General features: G+C 44.1%; 23 protein-coding genes. 8 read left to right on the top strand and 15 right to left on the bottom strand.

Features of this window, described 5'->3' with window-relative positions:
- The first annotated feature begins 15 nt into the window (after positions 1 to 15).
- Positions 16 to 795 carry a MurR/RpiR family transcriptional regulator gene (locus tag IGI66_RS15170; RefSeq protein ID WP_314575185.1) on the top strand — a complete coding sequence of 260 codons (780 nt, stop codon included), beginning with the start codon at positions 16 to 18 and terminating at the stop codon, positions 793 to 795.
- Between the two features lie 54 nt (positions 796 to 849).
- Here the strand turns inward: IGI66_RS15170 and aguA are convergent, their stop codons facing one another.
- Positions 850 to 1,944 carry an agmatine deiminase gene (gene aguA / locus IGI66_RS15165; protein ID WP_438849460.1) on the bottom strand — a complete coding sequence of 365 codons (1,095 nt, stop codon included), beginning with the start codon at positions 1,942 to 1,944 and terminating at the stop codon, positions 850 to 852.
- 312 nt (positions 1,945 to 2,256) lie between these two features.
- Between aguA and IGI66_RS15160 the strand changes: the two genes are divergently transcribed.
- Genes IGI66_RS15160 through IGI66_RS15150 form a run of 3 tightly spaced genes read left to right on the top strand, consistent with a single transcriptional unit; the run spans position 2,257 to position 4,037 of the window.
- Complete coding sequence (locus IGI66_RS15160) at positions 2,257 to 2,877, top strand: hypothetical protein (RefSeq protein ID WP_438849459.1); 621 nt, start codon at positions 2,257 to 2,259, stop codon at positions 2,875 to 2,877.
- 10 nt (positions 2,878 to 2,887) lie between these two features.
- Positions 2,888 to 3,472 carry an RNA polymerase sigma factor gene (locus IGI66_RS15155; protein WP_431388998.1) on the top strand — a complete coding sequence of 195 codons (585 nt, stop codon included), beginning with the start codon at positions 2,888 to 2,890 and terminating at the stop codon, positions 3,470 to 3,472.
- Entirely contained in the window at positions 3,453 to 4,037 is a 585-nt protein-coding gene (locus IGI66_RS15150; protein ID WP_438849458.1) for a hypothetical protein, read from the top strand. Before IGI66_RS15155 ends, IGI66_RS15150 begins: the two co-directional genes overlap by 20 nt.
- A 51-nt stretch (positions 4,038 to 4,088) precedes the next feature.
- Here the strand turns inward: IGI66_RS15150 and IGI66_RS15145 are convergent, their stop codons facing one another.
- The 4 genes from IGI66_RS15145 to IGI66_RS15130 all read right to left on the bottom strand — a co-directional run bounded on the left by IGI66_RS15145 (position 4,089) and on the right by IGI66_RS15130 (position 8,553).
- On the bottom strand, positions 4,089 to 6,518 hold the full coding sequence (locus IGI66_RS15145; RefSeq protein WP_438849457.1) for a glycyl radical protein: 2,430 nt from the start codon (positions 6,516 to 6,518) through the stop codon (positions 4,089 to 4,091).
- 258 nt (positions 6,519 to 6,776) lie between these two features.
- Complete coding sequence (locus IGI66_RS15140; protein ID WP_438849456.1) at positions 6,777 to 7,136, bottom strand: VOC family protein; 360 nt, start codon at positions 7,134 to 7,136, stop codon at positions 6,777 to 6,779.
- 167 nt (positions 7,137 to 7,303) lie between these two features.
- The gene (locus IGI66_RS15135; protein WP_438849455.1) at positions 7,304 to 7,729 is read right to left on the bottom strand and encodes a GNAT family N-acetyltransferase; all 426 of its coding nucleotides are present in this window, start codon (positions 7,727 to 7,729) and stop codon (positions 7,304 to 7,306) included.
- An 80-nt stretch (positions 7,730 to 7,809) separates the two neighbouring features.
- Positions 7,810 to 8,553, bottom strand: coding sequence for a DeoR/GlpR family DNA-binding transcription regulator (locus tag IGI66_RS15130; protein WP_438849454.1), 744 nt, complete (start codon positions 8,551 to 8,553; stop codon positions 7,810 to 7,812).
- Between the two features lie 156 nt (positions 8,554 to 8,709).
- Here IGI66_RS15130 and IGI66_RS15125 point away from each other — a divergent pair, with 156 nt between their 5' ends.
- The 3 genes from IGI66_RS15125 (at position 8,710) to IGI66_RS15115 (ending at position 12,456) form a co-directional block, all read left to right on the top strand.
- Positions 8,710 to 9,486 carry a glycyl-radical enzyme activating protein gene (locus tag IGI66_RS15125; protein ID WP_438849453.1) on the top strand — a complete coding sequence of 259 codons (777 nt, stop codon included), beginning with the start codon at positions 8,710 to 8,712 and terminating at the stop codon, positions 9,484 to 9,486.
- Positions 9,487 to 9,772: 286 nt separating this feature from the next.
- Entirely contained in the window at positions 9,773 to 10,201 is a 429-nt protein-coding gene (locus tag IGI66_RS15120) for a MarR family winged helix-turn-helix transcriptional regulator (protein WP_438849452.1), read from the top strand.
- A complete protein-coding gene (locus tag IGI66_RS15115) occupies positions 10,198 to 12,456 on the top strand; it encodes an ATP-binding cassette domain-containing protein (RefSeq protein ID WP_438849451.1) in 2,259 nt (752 codons plus the stop codon). The genes IGI66_RS15120 and IGI66_RS15115 overlap by 4 nt, the downstream gene beginning before the upstream one ends.
- A 50-nt stretch (positions 12,457 to 12,506) precedes the next feature.
- Here the strand turns inward: IGI66_RS15115 and IGI66_RS15110 are convergent, their stop codons facing one another.
- From IGI66_RS15110 to IGI66_RS15095, 4 genes are read right to left on the bottom strand one after another with little or no spacing between them, the layout of a single operon-like run.
- Positions 12,507 to 13,967 carry a sucrose-6-phosphate hydrolase gene (locus IGI66_RS15110; RefSeq protein WP_438849450.1) on the bottom strand — a complete coding sequence of 487 codons (1,461 nt, stop codon included), beginning with the start codon at positions 13,965 to 13,967 and terminating at the stop codon, positions 12,507 to 12,509.
- Between the two features lie 10 nt (positions 13,968 to 13,977).
- Entirely contained in the window at positions 13,978 to 15,843 is a 1,866-nt protein-coding gene (locus tag IGI66_RS15105; protein ID WP_438849449.1) for a glucose PTS transporter subunit IIA, read from the bottom strand.
- Positions 15,836 to 17,551 carry an alpha-glucosidase gene (locus tag IGI66_RS15100; RefSeq protein ID WP_438849448.1) on the bottom strand — a complete coding sequence of 572 codons (1,716 nt, stop codon included), beginning with the start codon at positions 17,549 to 17,551 and terminating at the stop codon, positions 15,836 to 15,838. Before IGI66_RS15100 ends, IGI66_RS15105 begins: the two co-directional genes overlap by 8 nt.
- Before the next feature lie 55 nt (positions 17,552 to 17,606).
- On the bottom strand, positions 17,607 to 18,605 hold the full coding sequence (locus IGI66_RS15095) for a LacI family DNA-binding transcriptional regulator (RefSeq protein WP_314575240.1): 999 nt from the start codon (positions 18,603 to 18,605) through the stop codon (positions 17,607 to 17,609).
- A 202-nt stretch (positions 18,606 to 18,807) separates the two neighbouring features.
- On the opposite strand from IGI66_RS15095, the gene IGI66_RS15090 reads away from it, so the two are divergent.
- On the top strand, positions 18,808 to 18,957 hold the full coding sequence (locus tag IGI66_RS15090) for a hypothetical protein (protein ID WP_167540792.1): 150 nt from the start codon (positions 18,808 to 18,810) through the stop codon (positions 18,955 to 18,957).
- A 64-nt stretch (positions 18,958 to 19,021) separates the two neighbouring features.
- On the opposite strand, the gene IGI66_RS15085 is transcribed toward IGI66_RS15090, so the two are convergent.
- From IGI66_RS15085 to IGI66_RS15060, 6 genes are all read right to left on the bottom strand, one after another.
- Positions 19,022 to 19,651 carry an AAA family ATPase gene (locus IGI66_RS15085; protein WP_438849447.1) on the bottom strand — a complete coding sequence of 210 codons (630 nt, stop codon included), beginning with the start codon at positions 19,649 to 19,651 and terminating at the stop codon, positions 19,022 to 19,024.
- Positions 19,652 to 20,518 (bottom strand): class II fructose-bisphosphate aldolase, encoded by an 867-nt coding sequence (locus IGI66_RS15080; protein ID WP_438849446.1) that lies wholly within the window; start codon positions 20,516 to 20,518, stop codon positions 19,652 to 19,654. It lies immediately after the preceding gene.
- Positions 20,519 to 20,548: 30 nt separating this feature from the next.
- Positions 20,549 to 20,956, bottom strand: a complete 408-nt coding sequence (locus tag IGI66_RS15075; RefSeq protein ID WP_438849445.1) for a tetratricopeptide repeat protein — start codon at positions 20,954 to 20,956, stop codon at positions 20,549 to 20,551.
- Positions 20,957 to 20,971: 15 nt separating this feature from the next.
- Positions 20,972 to 22,255, bottom strand: coding sequence for a PTS sugar transporter subunit IIC (locus IGI66_RS15070; RefSeq protein ID WP_010779143.1), 1,284 nt, complete (start codon positions 22,253 to 22,255; stop codon positions 20,972 to 20,974).
- A 244-nt stretch (positions 22,256 to 22,499) separates the two neighbouring features.
- Positions 22,500 to 22,808, bottom strand: a complete 309-nt coding sequence (locus IGI66_RS15065) for a PTS sugar transporter subunit IIB (protein WP_010779142.1) — start codon at positions 22,806 to 22,808, stop codon at positions 22,500 to 22,502.
- 49 nt (positions 22,809 to 22,857) lie between these two features.
- The gene (locus IGI66_RS15060) at positions 22,858 to 24,927 is read right to left on the bottom strand and encodes a BglG family transcription antiterminator (protein ID WP_438849444.1); all 2,070 of its coding nucleotides are present in this window, start codon (positions 24,925 to 24,927) and stop codon (positions 22,858 to 22,860) included.
- Positions 24,928 to 24,957: the final 30 nt, after the last annotated feature.

Genomic DNA, 24,957 nt, shown 5'->3' with positions numbered 1-24,957 from the left:
AAGCAGGTGGTTTTAGTGACAGAAACGAAAAACTTTTATAGTGCAGCCAATCAGCACCTCACACAGTTGAATGAATCAGAGAAGCGGATTTTTAACTACGTGTTGAAAAATTTTGACGAAGCCAAGCACTACAGCATCCGTCAGTTGGCAAAAAAATGTTACGTCTCTTCAGCAACCATCTTCCGCTTTACTAAAAAGCTGGGTTTTGAGGGGTACAGTGATTTCATCGACAGCTTGCTGCATGCGCCTCAAGCACCGCAGACGATCCCCCATTCTGTAAAACAAAAGGATTACAAAGAAGAATATTTAAAAAATATCATGGAATCCATCCGCGTCGTAGACCAGGAACGAATGGAGACCTTCAATCAATTACTCGATAACGATCCGGTCATTTATCTGATGGGAGAAGAATTAGACTTGCAAGCCTTGCGCTATATCGATTGGCTTTTTACCGCTCAAGGCTTTAACTCCGTCCTTTTAACAGATCAGGCCTCGATCCGACATGCCCTTCATCACATCCGGGATCAAGATATCCTGTTTGTTTTTGCCTACAATGGCGACAGTCCGGCAGTCATCGAGACGATCGAATTAGTCAAACAGGCGTCACAAGCCACGGTGGTTTCTTTTACCCGTGCAGTCACCAATGTCGTGCAGAATCTATGTGATCTCGATTTTTACATTTTTACAGATGAGATCATTTATGACAGCCTTGATATGACCTCACGCATCTCTATGATCGCGATCGTCGAACTGATCCTCTATAAAAGATTGAAAAAATCTCTTACAACTGAATGACCCGTCTGCTCACTGTTGTTAGTGCCAAGTTATAAGGCATTGGCAGCAGTTTTTTTATCCCTTCGGCTGTTGCTGAGTGATACAGTGAATATTGCCGCCGCCATAAACGACCTGTCTTGTCTGCACGCCGACGATTTCATGATCTGGGAACATTTCTTGCAGCTGTTCGAGTGCCAACGCATCATTTTTGTCTCCGTATTGCGGTGCGATGATTGCCCCATTCGTGATCAAAAAATTCATGTACGAAGTAATGCAAATGTCATCGGCGTGTCTCGGAATACTGCCTGCCACCGTGTCGACTTCGTATTCTGCCCCATACGTTACAGGATCGATCGTGGTACAAAGCTTGTGGACCTTTAACTTACGTCCCTTCGCGTCCGTTTGACTGCTTAAATAGTTATAAGTTTCCTTCGCGACAGTGTAAAATGGATGGGTTTCATCCTCTGTATAAATGCACGCTGCTTCACCGGGTCGTACAAAACAGGCCACGTCATCGATGTGTCCGTTGGTTTCTTCGGGATCGATACCGTCTTTGACCCAAAGCACTTTTTCAACATTCAAGTAATCCTTCAGCATCTCTTCAATTTCCTCTTTACTCATATGAGGATTTCGCCCCTCCGATAACAGGCACATTTCCGTGACCATCACCGTCCCCTCACCATCCACATGGATCGAGCCGCCTTCCAAAACAAAATCAGGTGTATGATACGTATCGATGCCTTCGATCTCGCAGACTTTTTGCGCTAGTTTCTGATCCTCCGCCCAAGGGAAATACAGCCCGTCCACCAAGCCGCCCCACGCATTGAAATCCCAATCCACTGCGCGAACATCGCCCTTATCATTGACCACAAATGTCGGTCCGCAATCCCGCATCCAAGCATCGTCATTTGCGACCTCTACCACCCGAATATTCTCTGGTAAGGTATTGCGGCAGTTTTCGTATTGTCTCGCTGATACACACATCGTCACCGGGGTAAACGTACTGACGGCTTTTGCCACATCCGTAAAGGCTTTTTGCGCATCGGTGCCCCCATGCTGCCAATTATCCGGCCGCTCCGGCCAAATCATCCATATTTGTTTGTGCGGCTCAAATTCCCCCGGCATTCGGAAGCCGTCTTTCTTTGGGGTCGATGCAAGTCTTTTTGTCATTTTTAACACACTCCTTTTATTTTTAGCATCACGAATGGATGCTTTTTTGCTGTTTCATCGTCAGGCGAGCACTCAATCTTTGGGTCAATATTTATGTAAGCGCTTCTATTTTGTGGTTTTACCTTAGCATTCCCTCCTTTCCCTCGTCTATACACTCACGCGTGAATGTATCAATGGAACGTTTATTGGAGCGTGTTTCGTAAAATGAAACGTTTTTGTAACACCTAGACGAAAAATTTTCTTCTCGCTGCAACATCTCTCCCCTTTCGATTGTATATAGAGTGAACCCGTAAATGGAGGAGGAAAACAACAATGAAATCATGGATGGTTCTATTTATCTGTCTAACAGGACTAAGCATTTCCAGCGGAAAGGAAATCTTCGCTTCCCCGCAAGTACAAGAGAGCGCTACAGGCCGCTTCACTCGTTATTTTGACTATGACATGCGCTATTTCAAAGAATTTGCAAAAACAGGAAAAATACCCCGCTCGGACATTCCGAAGAAAAAATCAGTCGGGCTGCCCGCGCCGCTGATCGAAATGAAAACAAAAAAAGAATTGGACGCACGCATGGGGTACTCAGGAAAAATGTCTGATCAACTCCCGCCACACTTCTTGCCAAAAAAAATGTATTATTATTATAATGACAAGAAGCCCCTTTTAGCAGAGCGCACCTACGAGAATGAGAATGGCGAAAAGATAGTCCTTCGTTATTCAAAATCGCTGAAGGGAAAAGCACTTAGCGGCAATTACGAAGCGACGGAAAGTAGAAAAAGCCTTCATGTTGATCGTTTGACCGCTTCCCTCATCCAGTTAGATACAGGCAGCCTGCTCTGCTGGAGTGAGAAGAATGTGAATTATTGTTTGAATTTTGAGTCAAAAATAACTGCGCCTGCAGCAAAGGAAATACTCAGCTTATTTAATTCGGGGATCTAAAGGAGGCTCAATGATGGCATCTGAGGTTTTATCAAGAGAACATCCGATTATTGGATTTTTTAAAGAACTCTTCGCTTTTTTGAATCCAGCGAAAGAAAAACAAGAAAGTGAAAAGGAAACTGATTTTTATTATTTGGATCGCTACGGAGATCACCTGCTTCGTTTGGCAATGTCTTATGTCCATAATCAAAGTGATGCAGAGGACATCGTTCAAGAAACAATGATCCAACTGATTCGAAAAGCACCCGAATTCGAGAACGAGGAACACGAGAAAGCTTGGCTATATCGTGTGACGATCAATCTTTCGAAGAATCGGTTAAAAGCCAATGGGCGACGACGCTTCGAACCGTTGCCAGAAACCCTTACGCAAGAGACACCCGAAGATTTTGGGTACTTATGGGAAGCCGTTGCACAACTACCGGAAATCCAACGCTCAGCTTTGCACTTCTTTTATTACGAAGGCTTTTCCACCAAAGAGATCGCACAGCTGCTGGAGATGAAGGAAAGCACCCTTCGTTCTCATCTTCATCGCGGAAGAAACCAACTGGAACAACTCTTGAAAGGAGAGGCACCTGATGAAACAAACCTATCATGAATTAATGGATCATTTCTCTCTTTCAACAGAGAAGCGACAGGAAATTGCACGTGCGATGGAAAAAGAACGGCGGAAGCAGGAACAACCACAGCCTACGTGGCGCGCCTTTTTCCAACGGCCAAAAGTCCTGGCTCTTTGCTTCGCAGCCCTGATTTTGATTGTTTTTGGTGCCTCTCAGCTTCATACGCCGCAGCCCCCTGTCACGTTGCCGAATCCGGTCCAAGATTATCAAAGCTTCGCCGAGCTGAAAAAAGAGACGCCCTTTCCTCTAAATGCACCAACAAACGCAGGCGAAGCGGAGGAATACATGCTGATCAGCGGAGAAATCGCGGAAATTCATTATTCGGATCAATTGACTTACCGTGCCGGAAAAACAAAAGACGATGTCCTAGGCGGTGTAGAGCAAGGCCTTACCACAGAAAAAAATGGCCGCTTCACCCTGTTCAAACAAAAAGAACACTACAAAGGCATTCTTTTCCGAGAAAAGGAAATCTACTACTTCCTATACTCGGAGGAGGAAAAATCAGAAGAAGAATGGCTCGGACTTGCCCGCAGCATCAATTAAATAAACCATTAAAAAAAGGGAGAATCGCGAAGATTCTCCCTTTTTGTTGGCTTATAGTACATGTTCGGTTCGTTCAATAATGTCATCTTGTGTCGCTTTGGATAACACATTGAAGAAGGCAGAATAGCCGGCGACTCGAACGATCAAATCGCGATGCTTCTCTGGATGTTTCTGTGCATCGATCAAGGTTTCTCTTGAAACGACATTGTATTGAATATGATAGCCGTGCAGTTTATTGAAGAATGCCCGCAGCAGCATGATCAGCTTCTGCTTGTCCTCTTCTTTGGCTAATGTTTGCGGATTGACCTTTTGATTCAATAACACGCCGCCCAAAATATCTTCGGTGCTTAATTTTGATACGGATTTCAATACTGCTGTCGGCCCATTTTTATCCATATTATGCGACGGTGAGCAGCCTTCCGCCAGTGGTACCCACGCATTTCGTCCATCTGGTGTCGCCATCGTTGCCCGGCCTTGACCCACATTTGCCGAGATCGAAGACGTCCCTGAATAACGAATCCCGCCGATCGGTCCGCGACCATATCGGGTATTCGGATATTTGGCGATCTCGTCGATGTAACTGTCATAAGCTTCTGTGATGAGCTGGTCAACAGAATCATCGTCATTCCCGTATTTCGGCACATCATTTAAAATCATTTGCTGGATCTCTTGGCTGCGCTCGCTGGCATAATCCGTCATCAACGCTTCCCACAATTCGTCTGTGGAAACCTTTTCCTGTTCAAAAACCAATTGTTTGATCGCTGCTAAGGAGTCTGCGGTGTTGGCGATGCCTACCTGCAACCCAGAAATAAAATCATAGACCGCGCCGCCCTCTTTCAAGGTTTTCCCGCGACCGATGCAATCTTCGGTCAGTGCCGAACATAAAATATCGGGAACATCGCGCTCCAAACCAAGGTCGATGGCATTTTCCACGATTACGCTCATGCGAGTCAATTCCCGCACGGTTTTATCCCATGCTTCCTGTAACTCGCCATAGGACTTCATGTCTTTGAAATGCCCATACCCTTTGACGAAACGCTTGCCAGATACTGGATCGATGCCGTCATTCATAGCGATCATCAGAATTTTAGGGAAGTTCATGTAGCTCATCCCCGTACAACGATAGCCCCATTTTCCAGGTACCGCGGTCTCCACACAGCCGATCGCGCTGTAATCATAGGCATCCTCTTCCGTCACGCCCACTTTCATGAAGGATGGAATAATGATCTCATCATTATTGAAGGCCGGCATCCCGAAACCAAGCTTCATCACTTCGATGCATTCATTCATGAAACGATTGTCCAACCCAGCATGGTAACGCACCGTCAAATTCGGCTGCGGCAATTTCGTCTGCGCGACACTCCGTAGCACTAAATAGGACAACTCATTCACTGCATCCTTCTTATCGCGGGTTTGACCGCCGATCGTCACGTTTTGATACAACGGACTCCCGGCACTGCTGAAGGTATGCGCCTGACTGCGAACCTTATTGACCGTCAACGTCTTGATCCAAAGATTGGTCAAAAGCTCCACCGCTTTGTCCTTTGTGATGGCACCCTTTTCTAAATCCGCCTTTAAATAAGGATACATGTATTGATCGAAGCGGCCATACGACAATGAATGCCCGTTAGATTCGATTTGTAACAATAATTGGATAAACCATGTTGCTTGGATCGCTTCTTGGAAAGTCTCCGCCGGCTCATACGGAACTTTGCTGCAGATTCGACTGATTTCCAACAATTCAGCACGTCGCTGCGGAGTTGCGGTTTCCGCTTTTTCCTTCGCGAGAGCCGAGAAACGTTCCGCAAAAGTTTTCACCGCATCGATCATGATCAAAACGGCTTTGTAAAACTGATACTTATCCAAGCTTTCTGGAATCGTCAAATCAAGTGCCGCTTTCTCCTTCAGCGTCCGTTCTTTATAGCCCTTCAGCCCCACCCGCAGCATCTGACCATAATCCACCGCTAAATGGGCATCACCCGAATTCAGCTTGCCTTCCATCCCGAAAAAGCCAGTCTCCATAAAGACACTCACTTCATCTGGCAGTAACGCCCAGCCCTTCGCACGTAAATTGTTGTTTTCCCAGAATGGCGCAATTGAACGCAGATCCTCTTTGGTTTTTTCCGTAATGTAGAAAACATCGCCATCTCGTTTCTCAAAAAGATCCAGTTCGTTTAGCACAAATTCCATCGTATATTCCGGGAAGATCGGTGCATCCCGATTTGAAGACGCCTGATTTCCGACGATCAACGTATCCTCTTCAATATAAATCGACATCTTTTCCAAAATATTTTGCAGCATCAATGCCCGCTTCACAGTACTTGGCTGATTCAAATGCGCCTTATAGGCTTCTGTTACCAATAATGCACGTTCCGCATCAATATAAGGCTTTTTCGTCAAAACAGATTCGCGGAAATGATTCATCCGATTGGTTAATTTGCCAAAATACGGTGCATTTGCTTCTTTTGTCTGGATACTCATAATTACACCCTCCGTTTTCATACGTAACTACATTTATCTTCTTTCGCAACCATCATAGCATGTGAAGAGAAATACAGTCAATAGAAATTCAAACGATTTCAAAGTAAAAAAAGATACTGCACGGATGTGCAATATCTCAAGTTTTTACAGCTGATCCAGTGTGCTTTTGATGTATCGCGGCTCCACTCCTGTTCAGTCCGCCGTTTCGTCAATTGTCAGCCCAGAATCAATGAAGCGTTTGACCACCATCGCAATAGCTTACGCCACCTCGATAATATGTCTGTCCAAATCATAGAAGCGCACTGCCCGTTGCCCCCAGCTATGCTCCACGACGGGATGGAGGTATTCAATATCGGACCGATTCTCTAACAATTTAATGAAGTCATCTATGTCATCAACTTCAAAATACAGCTCGCTGGCATTATTCTCAAGAATGACCTCGTCTTCCTTCTTATGAATAAATTCAGCCCATGTATCGACTGTCTGCAGAAATAGCCCGCCAGTCAATTGAACATGAACACCCGCATCCACCATCACTTCTAAACCTAAAACAGTCTGATAAAAATCCTTCGCTTTTTCAATATCCTGGACTGCAACTAAGCTCCCCTTATAAGTCATTCATTCTTCCCTCCGTATACACTTTTCATCCATTATAGCGGTTTCAAATAAATTCGGATACTTATAATTCCAACTGCTTTACATTGTGTGAAACAGATTACAGCAGATGATCATCGTCTACTATATAGTGTTGAAGAAGAGAGAAGCTCCCTTGTTCAGAAAAATCACTACTTGACTGCAATCCTTTTAAGCAGAAACAACTCCATTGGCTGCTGATACTCTGGAATAGTGATTAGTAAGCTGCCCGCATCCTGATACCCTAACTTACGATAAAAATGCTGTGCCTCTTCGTCCACTTGAGTCGATGTCAGCAGCATTTTGTGTCCACGCTGCTGCATCTCCTTTTCCCAGAATCCCATCATTGCCTTGCCATAGCCTGCTCGTTGCTTCCCTTCCCTTACATAGAGCATCGTACAAAAAGGATGCTCGTCCCAAAAAAGATTGTACCTCAGCAATCCGACTGGCTCGTCATTTACCAACAAAATATAGCCCATTTGATCTCGAACCTTTTGCATGAATTGGTCTTTTGATAAATACTGATCCAGTGAGACCCAAAATGCGTGATCACTTTCTTGAACACGGCGAATTTCCATCCATATCCGCTCCTCTCCGTTTCCTCTACTATAGCATTTGATCGCACAAAAAAATCAGCCAGATTATCCCAACTGATTCGTTATACCGTAAAAACGTCAATGTTCTCTTTTTGGAGAAAATTCAATGCTTCTTTTTCTATCTTTCCATCCGTAAACACTTGACTGATCTCGCTAAAGGCAAATTCTGAGACCACACCATTTTGTGAAAACTTGCTGGAGTCCGTCAGAACGATCGTCTGTTCCGCCGCCGTCGCCAGCATTCGTGTGGTGTCACAGCGGGTGATATCACTGCCGGTGAATCCTCGACGTTTGTCGAAGCCATCGATCCCTACGAAGAGCTTGTCAACATAAAATTCATTGATGACCTGTTTAACTAAGGGGCCAACATTGACTTGGGAATCTTTTTGATATTCGCCGCCGATCAAAATAACCTTGACTGTTTCGGCCTTACGAACATAAGAGGCAATAAAACAGGAATTCGTTATGATCGTGATGTCATTGCGGTTGAATGCCAATTCCTCCGCTAACAACGCGCAGGTCGAACCGGATTCGATCATGATCACTTCCCCATCGGCTACGATTTTACTGGCTTCCAACGCGATCTTACGTTTTAGATCGTAATTTTGTGCCAATCGGTAATTGATATCGTCCATGTTATTCAGCAAGGCGTAGCCATGTTGGCGATGCAGCAATCCTCGGCTCTCCAGCTTATCTAAATCTTTCCTTATCGTTACTTTCGAAACATTCAATCGTTCGGAAAGCTCGTTGACTTCAATTTTCTTTTTCTTGCTGACGATCGCAAGAATCTCTTCTTCTCTTGACATACACGTTCTCCATCTCTGTTCAGTCGTTTGTTTCAGACTATCATATTTTCCAGATAGGAACAACTTTTCATGACTTTTAAGTTACGAACGTAACAATTATTATTTACGTTGATAATAAGATGTGCTACACTCAATCTGAACAAAGGAGGCTTTCTGATGAAAGATCAAGCGTGCATTTTCAATATTCAAAAATTTAGTATCCATGATGGACCCGGCATTCGTACGGTGGTTTTTTTCAAAGGATGCCCATTACGTTGCTACTGGTGCTCAAATCCTGAGTCGCAAAATGGAAACCCCGAACAAATGTGGGATACTCAAAAAAATCAACACACGATGGTAGGCGAATACAAATCAATGGATGAGATCATCCATGAAGTGATGAAGGATGAAGCCTTCTATGAAGAATCCGATGGCGGCGTCACCTTGTCCGGCGGCGAAGTTCTCTATCAAGCAGAATTTGCGACCGAACTTTTGCGTCAGCTGAAAGCAAAAGGCATTCATACGGCCAGCGAAACGACCGGTTTTTCAAAGGCTGAAACCTTCAATAAGTTTATCGAACAAGTCGATCTGTTGTATTTTGATGTAAAACATCACGACGAGGCGCAGCATAAAGCGGGTACCGGTGTCTCACTGAATACTATCTTGAAAAATCTAGCAATCGCGATCGAGCAAAAGCAAAAGCTCGTCGTGCGGATTCCGGTAATTCCTCATTATAACGATGGACCAGCCAACGCGAAAGCATTTGCCAAGCTATTCAATCAAATGAGCATCACTAAAGTTGAACTCCTACCTTTCCATCAATTCGGTGAGAAAAAATACGCATCGCTGGATCGTGAATATGAAATGCAAGACATCCCTCAACTTCATACCGAAGACTTGGCCTATTTTAAAGAGATTTTGGAGGAAAATCGTATTAATTGTCGTGTACATTAATACCCAAACGAAAGAACGTGTGACAAAAAATGTCACACGTTTTCCTTTAGAAAAATTTTTAGGGAATAGTTTACTTATTTTTCGACATAACTCAAATCATTAATAGATTTAACTGTCCATTTTTCATTCTTATAAGCAGCCTTTGACTATTAGCACTTTCAGATATAATTCTAATATCTTAAGATATTTTCAACGATGACTGAAATTTTTCCCTTTATCTTCACTTGATAGATAATTATCAAAAGGATATAATTTCCATATAGAAACTATTTAAGGAGTGTTTTACATGTCGAATCTAAAAACAGCATTGATTCAACTGCAATGTGAATTTGTCGCGGAGCGGAATCGTGTCAATCCTAACGGCCTTTCTTGGCTGCAATACGATATCTTGCATTTATTGCAGCAAAAAGGACCGGCCTCTCCTTCCCAATTATCTGAAAAATTGCAGATACGTCCCTCCAAATTTTCCAAAGCGGTCAAAGAGTTAAAGGAAAAACACTATGTCACGCAAACCATCAGCGAAGAGGATGGCCGTGGATTACGGACACAAATTTCCAACACTGGCTTGGCTTTTCTTAACTCGGTCGATGCAGGACATTCCGCCCTCTATGAAACAGCGGTCGAACATTTTTCTCCCGAAGAACAGCGGTGTTTCACTGAGTTAGCGAATAAACTAAGCTTTGCTCTCGAACAGGAAAGGACGCGAAAGGAATGACAAAAGCCATCACGATTCATGGTGCCAGAAGCAACAATTTAAAGAATGTCTCTGTCTCCATTCCAAAAGGAAAAATCACCGTCGTTACAGGACTTTCCGGCTCAGGGAAATCTTCTCTTGTCTTTGATACTTTGGCTGCGGAGTCGCAGCGCTTATTGAATGAAACTTACTCTAGTTACATCCAGCAGCTCCTCCCCCACTATGAACGGCCCATCGTCGATCGCTTAGAGAATTTGCCCGTGTCCATCGTGATTGATCAAAAGAAAATCGGCGGAACTATTCGTTCAACGGTGGGGACGGCTACGGACATCTACACGTCGCTGCGACTGCTATATTCTCGAATCGCCCGCCCGTTTGTTGGCTACTCCATGATCTACTCTTTTAACAATCCATCAGGGATGTGCCCTGTCTGTCAGGGAACCGGCGAGCAGCTTGTCTTTGATCACACGCAGCTTCTTGATCTGGATCGCTCGTTAAATGAAGGCGCGATTCAATTTCCGACATTTCAACCGGGTGGCTGGCGGTTGACGCGCTATACAGAGTCAGGCTATTTTGATAATCAGAAAAAATTAAGTGAATTTTCCCCTGCTGAGATGGAAAAATTACTTTACGATCCAGGCAGTAAGCCTGAGCATGCGTCAGAAAAATTTCCTAAGACGGGGCTCTATACTGGCGTGATCGACCGCATTCAAAAGACTATTATTGAAAAAGGGGCCAAACAATACCAGAAAGACATTGATCGGGTAACCACAACCACCGAGTGTCCAGAATGTCAGGGCTCTCGCGTCAATGAACGCGTGCGCTCAGCCAAGATAAATGGGGTTTCGATTGCGGATTGCGTGAAGATGCCTATTCAGGATTTATTGAATTTTTTGAATACGATTGAAAATGATCAAGTGGCGTCGATTTTGAAGGATTTAAAAAATCGTTTGGGGACTATGCTTTCGGTGGGATTGGATTATTTAACGTTAGGGAGAACGACTGGAACGTTATCTGGCGGTGAATCGCAGCGTTTGAAAATGACGAAGCATTTGAATAGTTCTCTTTCTGATGTTCTTTATATTTTTGACGAGCCCAGTGTCGGTCTTCACCCTGAAGATATTCTCGGTATCAACAACATCTTTTTATCCTTGAAGAAAAAAGGCAATACGGTCGTTATAGTAGACCACGATCCCGACACGATCAAACTGGCGGATTTTATCGTTGAGCTCGGTCCTGGAGCCGGAAAAAATGGCGGAAATATCACGTTTCAAGGAGACTTTTTAACGTTTTTACATTCCGACACGGTCACAGCAAAAGTTTTTAAAAAGACTCATACCTTGAATACAAAAAAACAAACGTATTCTGACTTTTTTACTTTAGAGAATGTGAGTGCCCACAATATCAACCACCAATCGGCTAAACTTCCGAAAGGAGCGTTGACCGCTGTTACGGGATTGGCAGGGTCTGGGAAAAGTACATTAATCCGAACCCTTTTCAAAAGGAGGTATCCTGAAGCTGTCAGTTTCGATCAAACGCCTATTAGAGGAAGCAATCGGTCGAATGTATTGACCTATCTTGGTGTATTCGACACGATCCGACAGTCTTATGCAAAAATCTCTGGACGGTCTGCTTCCCTTTTTACCTTTAACGGCGCTGGTGCGTGCCCTGAATGTAAAGGAAAAGGCTATATCACTTACGATCTGGCATACATGGGAGATGTTCGACAGGAATGTGAGAAATGCCATGGAAAAAGATACAATCAAGAAGCGCTGTCCTACCGTTGGCAAGGGTACACGATCGATGAGCTATTTCAATTGACTGTTTCAGAAGCAGAACAACGTCTCTCGATCCCCGAGCTTTCCTCTTGCTTGAGGGTTCTGAGTGAAGCAAATTTGGGGTATATGACTTTAGGTCAAAGCTTGGATACGTTGTCAGGCGGGGAACGCCAACGTTTGAAGATCGCTGCGATGTTGTTGAAGCAGAAGGCAGCGGATTCCTCGATTTTTATTTTTGATGAGCCCAGCACAGGGCTTCATGAAGAGGACATCACTCATTTACTGACGCTTTTAAACAAACTAAAACACAATGGAAATACTGTGATCGTTTTAGAACATACGCTCTCCATCATCAGTCAGGCCGATTGGATCATTGATCTCGGTCCACGGGGCGGGACGAATGGCGGGCAGGTTCTTTTTCAAGGATACCCTTCTGACCTGTTGAATTGCGATCGTTCCTACACTGCCAAACATTTAAAAAACTATTTGAACCAATAAAAAAGCGAGGGTTGAATCGTCACTTAAAGTGATCTCAGCCCTCGTTTCGTTTATTTTTCTAATACATAATACGTTGCGTTGTTTTGTTTTGTACTCTGTAAAACAAGATTTGTTTGTGTTTCTGTTGGGTAATAATTGGCGGTGAGCACCGTTTTTCCGTCATTCACAAAGATTTCGCAGGTGGAGCGGTCAACGAAAAGAGCCAATTTCAGCGATTCATTCACAGGGATTCTGCTTTCTCGTGTCTCTCCAAATTCTGGATTGAGGGGATATTGTATTTTGCTGCGATCGAGTTGGAGTGTTCCTTTTGCCGTATCGTAGCTCAAAACGAGCGCCTGCTCACCAATCGAATCCGAAAAGATGCGAATGATTCCTTGACAGTCTGCCGGAATAGCTACTTGCAGCTCATAGCTATTGGTGGTTTCTGTGACATTTTTTACCATTGCCGCCAAATCAAGTACCTCTTCTGATTGCCGCAAATAGGTGGTTTCGATCACCGGATATTGATAGAGTTTTCCTTCTCGGATCGTCAGCTCTTGTATCAGACTCAAGCTATGTGCCCAGCCTTCTTCAAAGGTCGGGTAGTGCATTTCCGGCAAACCGATCCAACCGACACTCAAACAACGGCCGTCTGGAGCAGTAAACGCTTGTGTCGCGTAGAGGTCAAATCCCTCATCTAACACCCGCTGCTTTTGCGGATTTTTCAGTTCATTGGTGGATTCTAAGTAGTCTTCCGCCAAAATATACGTGTTTGGATAAATATTTTGATAATTCAAGCTCTTTTTGTCCAGTCCCTGCGGACACAGCAGTAAGAGCGTTTTCCCCTCTAGGAACAGCAGATTAGGACATTCCACCATAAAACCTAGATCTTCGTCAATTTTCATTGGTCCTTGATACTCCCACTCCGTCAACGCCTTACTGCTGAATACCAGCACTTCCCCTTTTTCAGCGGTCGTCTGACCACCGATAATCATGAGATAGCCTTCTTTGTAACGGATGATCTGGGGATCTCGAAAATGAGCGGTGATTCCTGCAGGCGACTGATCGATCAAGGGGTTCGATTCTTTCTCGATATTCCCATCCGCAGCCATCCAGGCACCTAATTGGTAGCTCTGGCGCTCCCATGCCTCATCACGTACATTTCCTGTATAGGCCAAAAATAGTTCTTCCCCCACGGGTATCCCGCTGCCAGAATAGGCCCCATGAGAATCATACGAGCTCGATGGCTCAATGGTGCCTTCTTCCGATTCCCAATGGATCAGATCCTTCGAAGCGACATGATGCCAAGACTTCAAGCCATGCACAGGGCCAAAGGGAAAGGACTGATAAAACAAGTGCCATTTCCCATTGAAAAAGCTGAACCCGTTTGGATCATTTAAAAGACCTGTTTCCGGTTGAACATGGTAATTCAGGCGCCATGTGGATTGCTTGACGCAGGTTTCTACTTTTTTTATATAATCGTCGTCCCACTCTCGGTACGGGCGGTAACGCATTTCTTGTGTCCATTCCATCTGGCTGCTCCTACGATCCTAAAATTGGCAATACATAATCTTGGTTGTATTCCAATCCGGAGATTTTTTCTTTTGAATCGGTGATGATCACCATGACAGTTGCATCTTTGCCATGTTCAGCGATCATCTTCAAATTAATAGACCCGATCGCTTGTCCTTGTTCCACCCGTTCGCCTTCTTTGATCGTAAGTGTAAAGGGAGCTCCCTTCAATTCAACGGTATCGATTCCTAAATGAAGCAGTAATTCCATGCCGTCTTCTGTTACGAAGCCGATGGCGTGCTTCGTAGGCGCAATCATTTTTACGGTTCCAGAAATAGGCGCCTTGATTGTTTCTTTGCTTGGTAAAACCGCGAAGCCTTCCCCCATCATTTTGCTGGCGAATACTTGATCGTTCACCTCTGTAATAGGGATGATTTCTCCTTCAATGGGAGAATAGACTTTGACATTTTTCACGTTTCCTTGTGTTTTTGCGACTTTTTCAGTCGGTTCACTCTTTTTGATCACAATCACATTCGTCAAGATAAACGCTAATACAAAGGTCGCGATCCCGACGACGACATACGTGATCACCTGATACGGATCGTAGATATACATCAAGGGTGACAGTAATACGGCTAAGCCATAACTATTGGCTTGAATCCCTAATAAGGAAAGAACCATTCCGCCGATCGCTGAACTTCCCAACATCACTAAGATCGCTTTCATTCCTGTACGCATCACGACACCGAATAAGGCCGGTTCACTGACCCCAAGCATTTGCGTGATCGTCGCTGAGACCCCTGCTGTTTTAACAGAAGCATTTTTCGTTCGTAAAGCGATCGCCAAACACACTGCCGCATTCGCAAAACCATACATCGCGCAAACTGTGATCAATGGATTGAAGCCTGTCGTCGCGATCAGAGACGTTTCGATCATGATGAACATATGATGCATCCCTGTCATTACAGCGATCGGGTACAAGAAACCGATGATCAAACCGCCGATGCCAAATGGCAAATGCAAGAAGAGTTCAATGACCTTGACCGCCTGCCCTTCAAAGGCGTGAACGATCGGACCTAAGACGAATAACGCAACAAATACAGAAACCAAAATCACGACAAACGGCGTAAAGATCAGATCCATCGCATTCGGCATGACCTTCCGGAGTTTTTTCTCAAGCGTTGCACCGATCATCCCGGTGATCAAGGCGGTCAAGATCGACCCTTGATACCCGACTAATGGGATCACCCCGAAAGCCATGATCGGTTCTGCTGTTCCACCTGCGACCGCATAGGCATTCGGCAAGGCTGGGGACACCAGCATCAATCCAATCAAGAAACCAATGATCGGCAACCCGCCAAACTTCTTAAATGCCGACCAACAAATAAACGCCGTCAAGAAACCAAAAGCCGTATCTGTCAAAACAGTCACTGACGCACTCAACCACTCTGGGATACTGTTTGGCGCCAGCCCCATCGCATGAAGAACGGTTTCATTAAATAGAACACCCTTTAATCCAAGAAAAAGGCCCGTCGCGCCAAGAATCGGGATGATTGGAACAAAGATATCCGCAATATTTCGTACGGCCCGTTGCAACGGAGACGAATCGTCTTTTGCCATTTGATCTTTGGATACTTCATCAAATGCGTAGATCGATTGCAACGCATCATACACTTTATTGACGATCCCTGTTCCTAAAATGATCTGGTATTGCCCAGCATTATAAAAGACCCCTTTGACTTCTTCGACTTGCTCAACTTGGCTGTCATCAATAGCTTTGCGGTCCTTCACCTGCAAACGCAGACGGGTCGCACAGTGCGTAGCAGAGACAATGTTGTCTTCTCCTACGACTGCGACAAGTTTTTTAGCGATCTCTTGATAGTTTGTATTAGTCATGGTTTCCACCCTTTCTGATGACAACCGCCTGATACGGTTGCAGCATATATGCGCCCTCCGACTTCCGTAGCTCGGGGTAATTGTTCAACAACACATCACCTGAAGCGACGATTGTCTGCTCCTGATTGCTGAGATTGACAAACACTTGAATCGTTTCTTCGCCCATGCGTTCATAGCCTATGACCGCATCCGCCGTTTCCACTGGCGAGAACGCGCCATAGATCAGTGTTTTACGATAAGCTGAGTGATTTCTCAACTGAATCATCTGTTGATAATAGGAAAAAATCGAGTCTGAATGATTCATTTGATCCGCCGCATTGACCGTCGTCTGATCCCCCGTCAATTTCAACCAAGCATTGCCTGATTTATTGAAGCCGGCATTTGTCGAAGCATCCCATTGGAACGGCGTCCGGTTGTTGTCTCTTGAACGCTGATTGACAAAGGTCAAGGCCTCTTTTTCAGAGAACCCTTCTAATAATGAGCGATAGTAATTATCGATGCTTGAGACATCATTGAAATCATCGATCGTTGTTCGCTGAAAGTTTTTCATACCGATTTCCTGTCCTTGATAGATAAAGGGCGTGCCTCGTAAAAAGAAGAACAGTGTCCCTAAAGCTTTAGCGCCAATCTCGTTTTGATACGTTTCATCCGTAATGTATTTCGATAAGGAACGCGGCTGATCATGATTTTCTAAAAAGTTTGCGCCCCAACCGCTTGATTGGATCGCCGACTGACTTTTGAATAGCAGCTCTTTTAGATCTTGCGGCTGCCAATTCGTTCGGCGGAACCATTCACTGCCATTTTCTACATCGATATCGGCATAATGAAAGTCAAAAATCATATTGAAATAGCCGTCTTTGCCAATGTACTGATCGTACTGCTCATAGGGAACACCTGGTGCCTCACCGACACTCACGCATTCATAATTTTGAAAGGTTTCACGATTGAGCTCCGCTAAAAATTTCTCGATTCCCAGACGATTTCTCGTTTTATTCTTCACGCTGCCTAACCCATCGCTGCCATCAACCGGGACATCGCCGTAATCTTGATCTTTTTTTACAAAGGTGATGGAATCAATCCGAAAACCTGCGATCCCTTTAGACAGCCACCAATTGATCATGTCATAAATTTCCTGCCTCAACACAGGATTTTCCCAATTTAAATCCGGCTGTCTTTTATCAAAGGTATGGAAGTAATAGGTATTTTCTTCATTTGGAACAGGCTCCCAAACACTGCCGCCGAAAATCGACCGCCAATTATTCGGCGGATTGCCGTCTTTACCCTTTTTAAAAATATAGTAGTCACGGTATGGACTCTCCGCATCTGCCAACGCCTGCTGGAACCATTCGTGCTCATCTGAGGAATGGTTCACAACAAGATCCAGAATCAACTTGATCCCTCTCGCTTTTGCTGCTTCGATCAGTTCCGTTAAGTCCGCCATCGTGCCAAATTCTTTTTGGATACCTTTATAATCAGCTATATCGTAGCCATTATCAACCATTGGCGAAGTAAAAATCGGACAAATCCACAACATGGTCACGCCAAGCGCGTCTAAATAGTCCAATTTTTGTGTGATCCCTTTGATGTCACCGATCCCATCTCCATCACTGTCATAAAAGCTTTTCGGATAAATTTGGTAAACGACTTCTTCCTTCCAGAAATTCTGAGCTTCCTTCTTCAACGGTGTATCCTTCACTATCATTTCCATGAATTTCTCTCCTTTTTTGTGGTATCGATACCACAATTCTTTCAAAAAAATCTGCTTAGGCAGATTTTCGTATAATCAATTTTAATGCCAATTCTGTTTCATCAAGCTGATAGTCTTTTTCTTCCATTTTGGCGATCAGCCAATTCGTGGATTCTTTCCCTAATGCTTCTACAGGCTGCGCGATCGTTGTCAACGGTACAGCCAGCATTCCTGTGAAGGGTTGATTATCAAAGCCCATGATTGCTAAATCTTCCGGCACTCGTTTGCCCTTTTCGAGATAACGTTCCAAAATACCGCTCGCCACCTCATCACTACTGGTAAATACGGCGTCGGGGCGGTGATCTTCTGGTAAGGACAATAGCTTGTCCGCCACTTGCTTTCCGTCCTCGATCGTATGGACTTGCTTAAAGATCCAGTCGATTTTCATTGAAAGCTGATGGGTACTTAACGCGCGTTCAAATCCTTCGGTCCGCGAATTTCCGTGTCCGCCTCGCGTCAATGTCCCGCCTGTACAGTAGGCGATTTTTTGATACCCTTTTTTTATTAAATAATCCGTTGCTTCAAAGCTCGCAGCCTCCTGATCGGTGTAAACCTGCGGAAGATCCGATCCCGGGATTTGTTCATTGCAGAGAACGATAGGGCCATACTCGCGATACGCTTCAATGATTTTGGGATCGCCTTCGATGGAACACATGATCAGACCAGCGATCACCTGCTGCTTCAGCATCTCAAGCATGTTCGTCTCCGCTTTTTTATCGTCATACGTCTGCATCACCAGCACATTGTAGCCATGGGAACGTGCGCTCTTTTCAATCGAATCGACCAAGTGGGAAAAAAATGGATTAACGATACGAGAAACTAAAATCCCGATCATCGTCCCCTTCTTTGAGCGCAATTGCGTCGCTACAGAACTCGGTGTATAATCCAGCTCCGCCATCGCGGATTGAATCCGTTTCCGTTTGTCTTCAGAAATATACGGATGATTGTTTAAATATCTTGAAACAGTTGAAACAGATAAGCCTGCTTTCTTCGCTACATCTTTGATGGTTGCCAATGTCTCACCGCCTTGTGGTATCGATTTCACAATTATCATACGATGTTTGAAACCGTTTGTCAACTAGAAACTCGAAAAAAATTCACCCTATCCTTCCTTTTTTCCTTCACTCCTAAAATGTATCTAAACCGTTTACTTTCCTTTATAATAGAAGCAACTGAAATAGCGTTCCAAAAAAAGCTGCAGAAAGTGGGTTGTAACTTTGAAAAAGGAAGAAGGTAGTTCGTTGGCGATCGGTTTATCTTTGGGGTTGCTGTATGGACTTTTATTCGATAATTTAGCTTTGGGACTAGGACTAGGTGTTGCTTTTGGCGCATCGGGGGTCTTTGTCTCGAAGAAAAGAAAAAAATAAGCGCTATAAAAAGAAGTGCACTCTGAAAATCGCTGCTTTCAGAGTGCACTCTTTTTTGTTGTTTTTAATTTTCCTGCTCACGATTTTTGGCAAGTTTCTCCGCGAATTGTTGTAAAAACGGCTCATAATCAACCGTTGAAAAATCAGTCACATCAAATTCAACCAGCGTACCCAATTGGAAATGGTTGTATCCTCGTGCTTCAATGATTTCTTGAAAGGCTTCTCGCGTAATCAAGTCATCCGCTTGTGTCCGATCTGCTAACACATCGCCAAAATGATAGTGTGTCATGATGTGGCTCAAGTGACGACTTGGCTCAATATCCCGAATTTTTCTTCGGGACCAAAGTTCATCAAAGTCGGCGACTAAGCGAATCGTCACCACCTCATAGCCGTAACGCTGCGCTAAATCCTCTAAATTCCCTTTTTGCTTATCACTGAAGGGGTATTCAGAGACTACGAGGCGTTTTCCTGCCTTCATATACAGATCCAAAGCACTGTAATAGAATGCCCACACCTTTTTTTCCAGTGCTTTTTTCTCAACCAAATTTTCAAAACCGATAGTATCAGCGAAGATTTCCTTGCCTTCATCCGGTGTGACTAGGAAAAAATCTCCTAGTACCCGGCGCATTTCGTTGATCAAATAGGATTTCCCAGTTGCTGGACTGCCGGCGATCAAGATCAGATACTTTTCCATTTATTTTTGCATCGCCAATGGACTATTCACATTCATGAACAAACCGATCTTATGTTTGACGATTTCTTTCACCGCTAAGTTCGCTGGGATCACGTTATGACGAAGAGATTTGTTCACTTCCGTTTCCCCAAAGGATTCCTTCGCCACCTTCGTCCAGTTGACTAACAGCTCTGTCCCAACATTGAATTTGCGAATCCCGTTATTGATCAGTTCTGGATAATCCTCTTCCTTCACACCTGTTCCTCCGTGAATCACTAAAGGCACGTCAACGACTTGATGAATTTCCTTCAACAATGGAATATTGACCTCTGTTTTTGATTTAAATTGCCCATGGTTCGTCCCAATGGCGATTGCCAGCGCATCGATGTTCGTTTGCGCGACGAAGGCAACGGCATCTTCTGGCTTCGTGTAGACCTTGTCATTCTCAGCCACAGAGATCCCTTCTTCTGTTCCGCCGATCGTACCTAGTTCGCCTTCCACCGAGACCCCTTTTGCATGCGCATACTCAACGACTGCTTTCGTTTTAGCGATATTTTCTTTAAAGGGCAAATGAGACCCGTCATACATCACGCTAGAATAGCCGGCATCGATCGCCGCTTTGATCTCATTGAAGTCTCTTGCATGGTCCAAGTGCAAGGCAACGTCCACCAATTCAGTGTTGGCGATCTCTTTCACCACGGCCACCATCACATCATAGCCAATATATTTTGCCGTATCGATACTGGTTTGGATAATGATCGGCGAACCCATCTCTTTTGATGCGCGGATCATTTCCGGCAGCATCTCCAAATTATGCGTGTTGAACGCCCCAATCGTCATGTTTAATTCTTCTGCTGTTTGCGTTACTTCTTTTAGTGTTTTGTACATTTATCCGATACCTTCTTTTCATTTGATCGATCAGCCACTGATCGTTACTTTTTTGGCGATTTGTCGCATCTCATCCATTTTCCCCATGTATTTATCAATGCCTGCATCGTCTCCGTTACGTGCAGCTTCCGCCCGTTTTCCGTTGTAAAGACTCATTAATTTCTTGTACCCATCGCCGATCGACAGCTTATGATCCAAACTTTTTTCTAACGTTTCGATCGCTGCATCGATTTGGTCCAACGCGGCATAAGTCAAGCCGAGTTTCTCATAGGCTCCAGCTATTTCCGTTTTTTCTACAGCCGCATCTTGCTCCAATACGGCGATTTTTCCGATGAATTGCTGCGCTTCTGTTTCTAGTCGCGCTCTTTCTTCTAAGGAAAGTTCCTTCTTTTCTTCTATTTTTGCTGGTTTTTCTTTTTTCTTAAAAAAGCCAAACATCGCGAAACCTCCTAATTAAAACATTTTTAAGATCGGGCTAAGAATCCATGCATACAGCAGTGCGGCCGCAACGGTATCTACATCCGTCGCAGTGGCATTGACGAAGCCCATCTGATTAAAGATCGTTACTAAAAGTGCTGGTAAAAGGGTGATGAAAAAGCCATGAGCAATCCCCCCGATGATCGCACCTCGACGACCCCCGACTGCATTTCCGAAGATCCCCGCTGTTCCTCCTGCGAAGAAGTTCGTCAGCATTCCCGGTAGAATCATTGCTAAACCAAAGGTCGGCAAGATAAACATGGCGATGATCGTACCAATCGTCGTCGTAATAAATCCTAAGATCACCGCATTTGGTGAGTAAGGGAAAAATACTGGGCAGTCCAATGCTGGAATCGCGTTGGGTACTAGCTTCATCGCAATTCCTCGGAAAGCCGGTACGATCTCACCCAATAATAAACGGACTCCTGATAGCAAGACATAAACACCAACTACAAATTGGATCGCTTGCAAGAAGGCAAACATCAAGTAATGCTGCGCGCCGTGGTCGCCAACTCCTGGTCCGGCGAAAGCGGCAGTGACGATATATAGCGGCACCATCACGACCATTACAGACAAATACGTATCCTGTAAGAACTCGAAAGATTTTGGTAGATTGATGTCTTCGATGGATTTTTTGTTCTCGCCTCGTTCACCGAAAATATAAGCGACTCCAGCCTCAAACATATAACCAATCGTACAAAAATGACCTAGAGCGATATCATTTGATCCTGTGATTTTACGAATGATCGGCTGCGCAATCGCTGGCATCGCGACTGCAAAAATCGCACCGACGATACTTCCAACAACGATCAGAACTAGCCCTCTCAAGCCAGAAAAGTAGCCAAAAACAGTCGTCATCGTTGCCATCCATAGAATCGCTTGACCCGTTAAGAAGATGTATTTCCATTTAGTAAAGCGCGCGATCAGAATATTCACAATAAAAATACCTAGAAAAGTCAATGCTATGTCGCGCCCTAACCCCAATTCGTTCATCGCTTGCCCGTTGATCGCCTCGATTGAAGGGATGATCCCTTGCATATGAAATCCAGCCGTAAAGATTTCACCAAAATACGTAAGGCTTCCAACGATAATACTCGAACCCGCACTTAGTACTTGGAAGCCAAGCAGTGTCTTTAAGGTTCCCGATAGGACTTGCCCCGCAGATTTTTTCTGCAAAACCAGCCCTAGCATCGCAATCAGTGCAATGGTGATGGATGCTTGTGTCAAAATATTTTCAATAATAAAATTAACAACTCCCATTTGTTTCGCTCCTTATTCGTTTTATAGTATTCATTTTTCTTAAAATCGAAAAATGAGTTTGATCCTCATGCCGTATACCATTCCACTAGTCTTCAAATGATAATTGGCCGTTTAAACCTTTGATCAGTGGAACTGGCATCCTTATTCGTTTTATAGTATTCATTTTTCAAAACTCGAAAAATGAGTTTAAAATTCGATACTCACTTGTCCTACGAAAGAAATCCTATGGTCTTTTAGAATGGCTTTATAACGCGCCTTTTGCTTCTAAGATCGGTAGTAGTTTCTCTTCGATTTCTGGTTTGGACACAATATTTTTTAAATAGACAATGGCTGTTTGCTCTTCGTTGATCGAGAATTTTTCAAATTGTGACTTGAAATTTTGTGCAGTGATGATGATGTCCGAACGTGAAGAAGCTGCTGTGGAAATATCCACGTGATCCAGTTTTGCATCGACCCCATGTGCATTCAACACATCCTCAGCCGCCATTTGAGCCGCAAAGCTGCTTCCTAATCCTGCTCCGCATACGAATAAAATTGACACTTGTTTTCCCATTTTCTTTCTCTCCATTCTTTTTTTATCTATTGAACTATGCATAATTCCGTTAACTAAATAAAATTTCCTTGAAACGATCGACATCCGTTTCTTTGCTTAAACGATCTATCTTCTCTTCATCATTGATCAGAGCGATCAGACTCTTCATGATATTTAAGTGAGAGTAGGAGTCCACCGCAGCCAGACAAAAGATGATTTTCACGGGATCGTTCTCTTCATTTCCGAATGCGATCGGTTCATTGATCGTTGCAACGGTCACGCCTAAGCGGTTGACCCCGTCTTCCGGCCGCGCGTGGGCCAATGCGATGTACTTCCCGATTACGATATACGGACCATACTCCTTTACTGAGTCGATCATCGCCGTGACATACCTTGGCTCGATCACCCGCTCATTAATCAACGGTTCAGACACTCGCTGGATAGATTCCTCCCAAGTCTTCACCTGCTCATTCAATAAAATGTTGCTGTCTATTAAAACATCTTCTAACATCGGCTGAATCTCCTTCTTGTTTATCGTTAAATGGTTTTGATCAAAAAGCGTTTCCAATTCTTTGTAAATACCTTCAGTCACTTTCCCCCCGCTCTTCTCAACGGTCTCGATCAGTGCTGAAAATAGATGTGTCGAATCTTGATGATTGACCAAACGTTTAAGTTTTTGATTTTCTGTTAAGAATGCCGTAATTTGGCGTTTGCTTTCTTCTTTAATAATGGGTTCTAACTCTAAAACCGGCTTTTCTGAATAACGAATCGCCACCGTACTAAAGATCAAATCCACATCCAATTTTTCAATCAACGCTACTTCTCTAGAGCTCAATACGGCCAACACTTCGATATTAAATAACTCTTTCAAATTTTCAGACAACAGCTTGCCAGTCGCTACCCCGTGGTTGCAGATCACTACTGCTTTATAGATGTAGTGGAGGTCTTGGTTGATCGAACTGACCGAAGTCGAAAAATGAATGGTGAGAAAGGCAAGCTCGTCCTCACTCAACGTTTTCTTCGTTACTTGTTCGATAGCCGGAGTAAATTGTTGGATCGCTGCATATATATTGCCGTAATTTTTTTTGACCGTTTCTTTCAGCGGATTGACGATCTGGATATTGCTCTTCACTCGATTGATCATGCCGACCAAATGCTTGTAGAGGTCTTCCTGTAAAGATTCTTCTTTTCTGGAAAAAGGAATTTTGGTTTTTTCCTCAACAAACTGCATCAACTGGATCGACAACAATTGCGCTTGAACCCATTCGATCGAATTGTTCATGTCCCGCGAATTGAAGGTATTTAGCATAAAAACAATGTATTTGATCTCCACTTCTGGAGGGGAGAGCTGAAAAGTCTCGCAGATTGCTGTTACAAAATCCCGAATCTCACTTTGAGGAGTATCCGGTGCCTCCCACGCAGAACTTGCGATAAGGTCTTCTCGTAAATAACGATTCAGCCAAACGGCGGTAAAGACCAGCATTTGATTCCGATAAATCGCGTCTTCTTCCAAATTCACAGACGACGCATACAAGTGATCCAGCTTTTCAAACAATTCTTCCGAAAGATAACTGGACAAAATCCTTCGATTAACCGAAAATTCTTGCTCAGACTGCGGAGAAATAACACCTACAGAACGATTGATGACCTCATAGATCATCGTTCGAATCGACCGCTCTGCCCCCTTCAATACGATGCCTTGCTTCGCGACACTTAGTACCTCGATCCCATATTCCGCAAGCATGTTCCTGACCCGACGCATGTCTTCATCCAGCGTGCTTTTCGAAATTTGATAATCCTCTTCTTTTTGATACAAGAAGACGGGCTTCCTGCTCAATGAAAAAGAAAGAATCAAATCAAACATCCGATTTTCGCGATCCAAGTATTGCGTCTCCTCTGTCGCACCTAAGTGAGACAATAAGGACTTCTTTTCCTCTGAAGATAAAACCAGTCGATACCCTCTTTTTCGCAGATTTTTGATTTCTGGAAAGTGTTTTTCCACCAAAAAATGATTGATTTCTCGCAACTCATTTCGGATGGTTCGAGTGCTTGTATGAAATTCTTCCTCCAGCTTTGCCAAAGTGACAGGATAATCAGAAGTTATAAAAATACGTAATATATTAACTGTTCGATCCTTCATTTATATCTTCCTCTCGTCTAAGGTGAGTAT

The organism is Enterococcus sp. AZ048 (assembly GCF_051715125.1).
Taxonomy (GTDB): Bacteria; Bacillota; Bacilli; order Lactobacillales; family Enterococcaceae; genus Enterococcus_A; species Enterococcus_A gilvus.
Note: the sequence above shows the minus strand (reverse complement) of the source record. Positions and strands in the feature narration are given on the sequence as shown.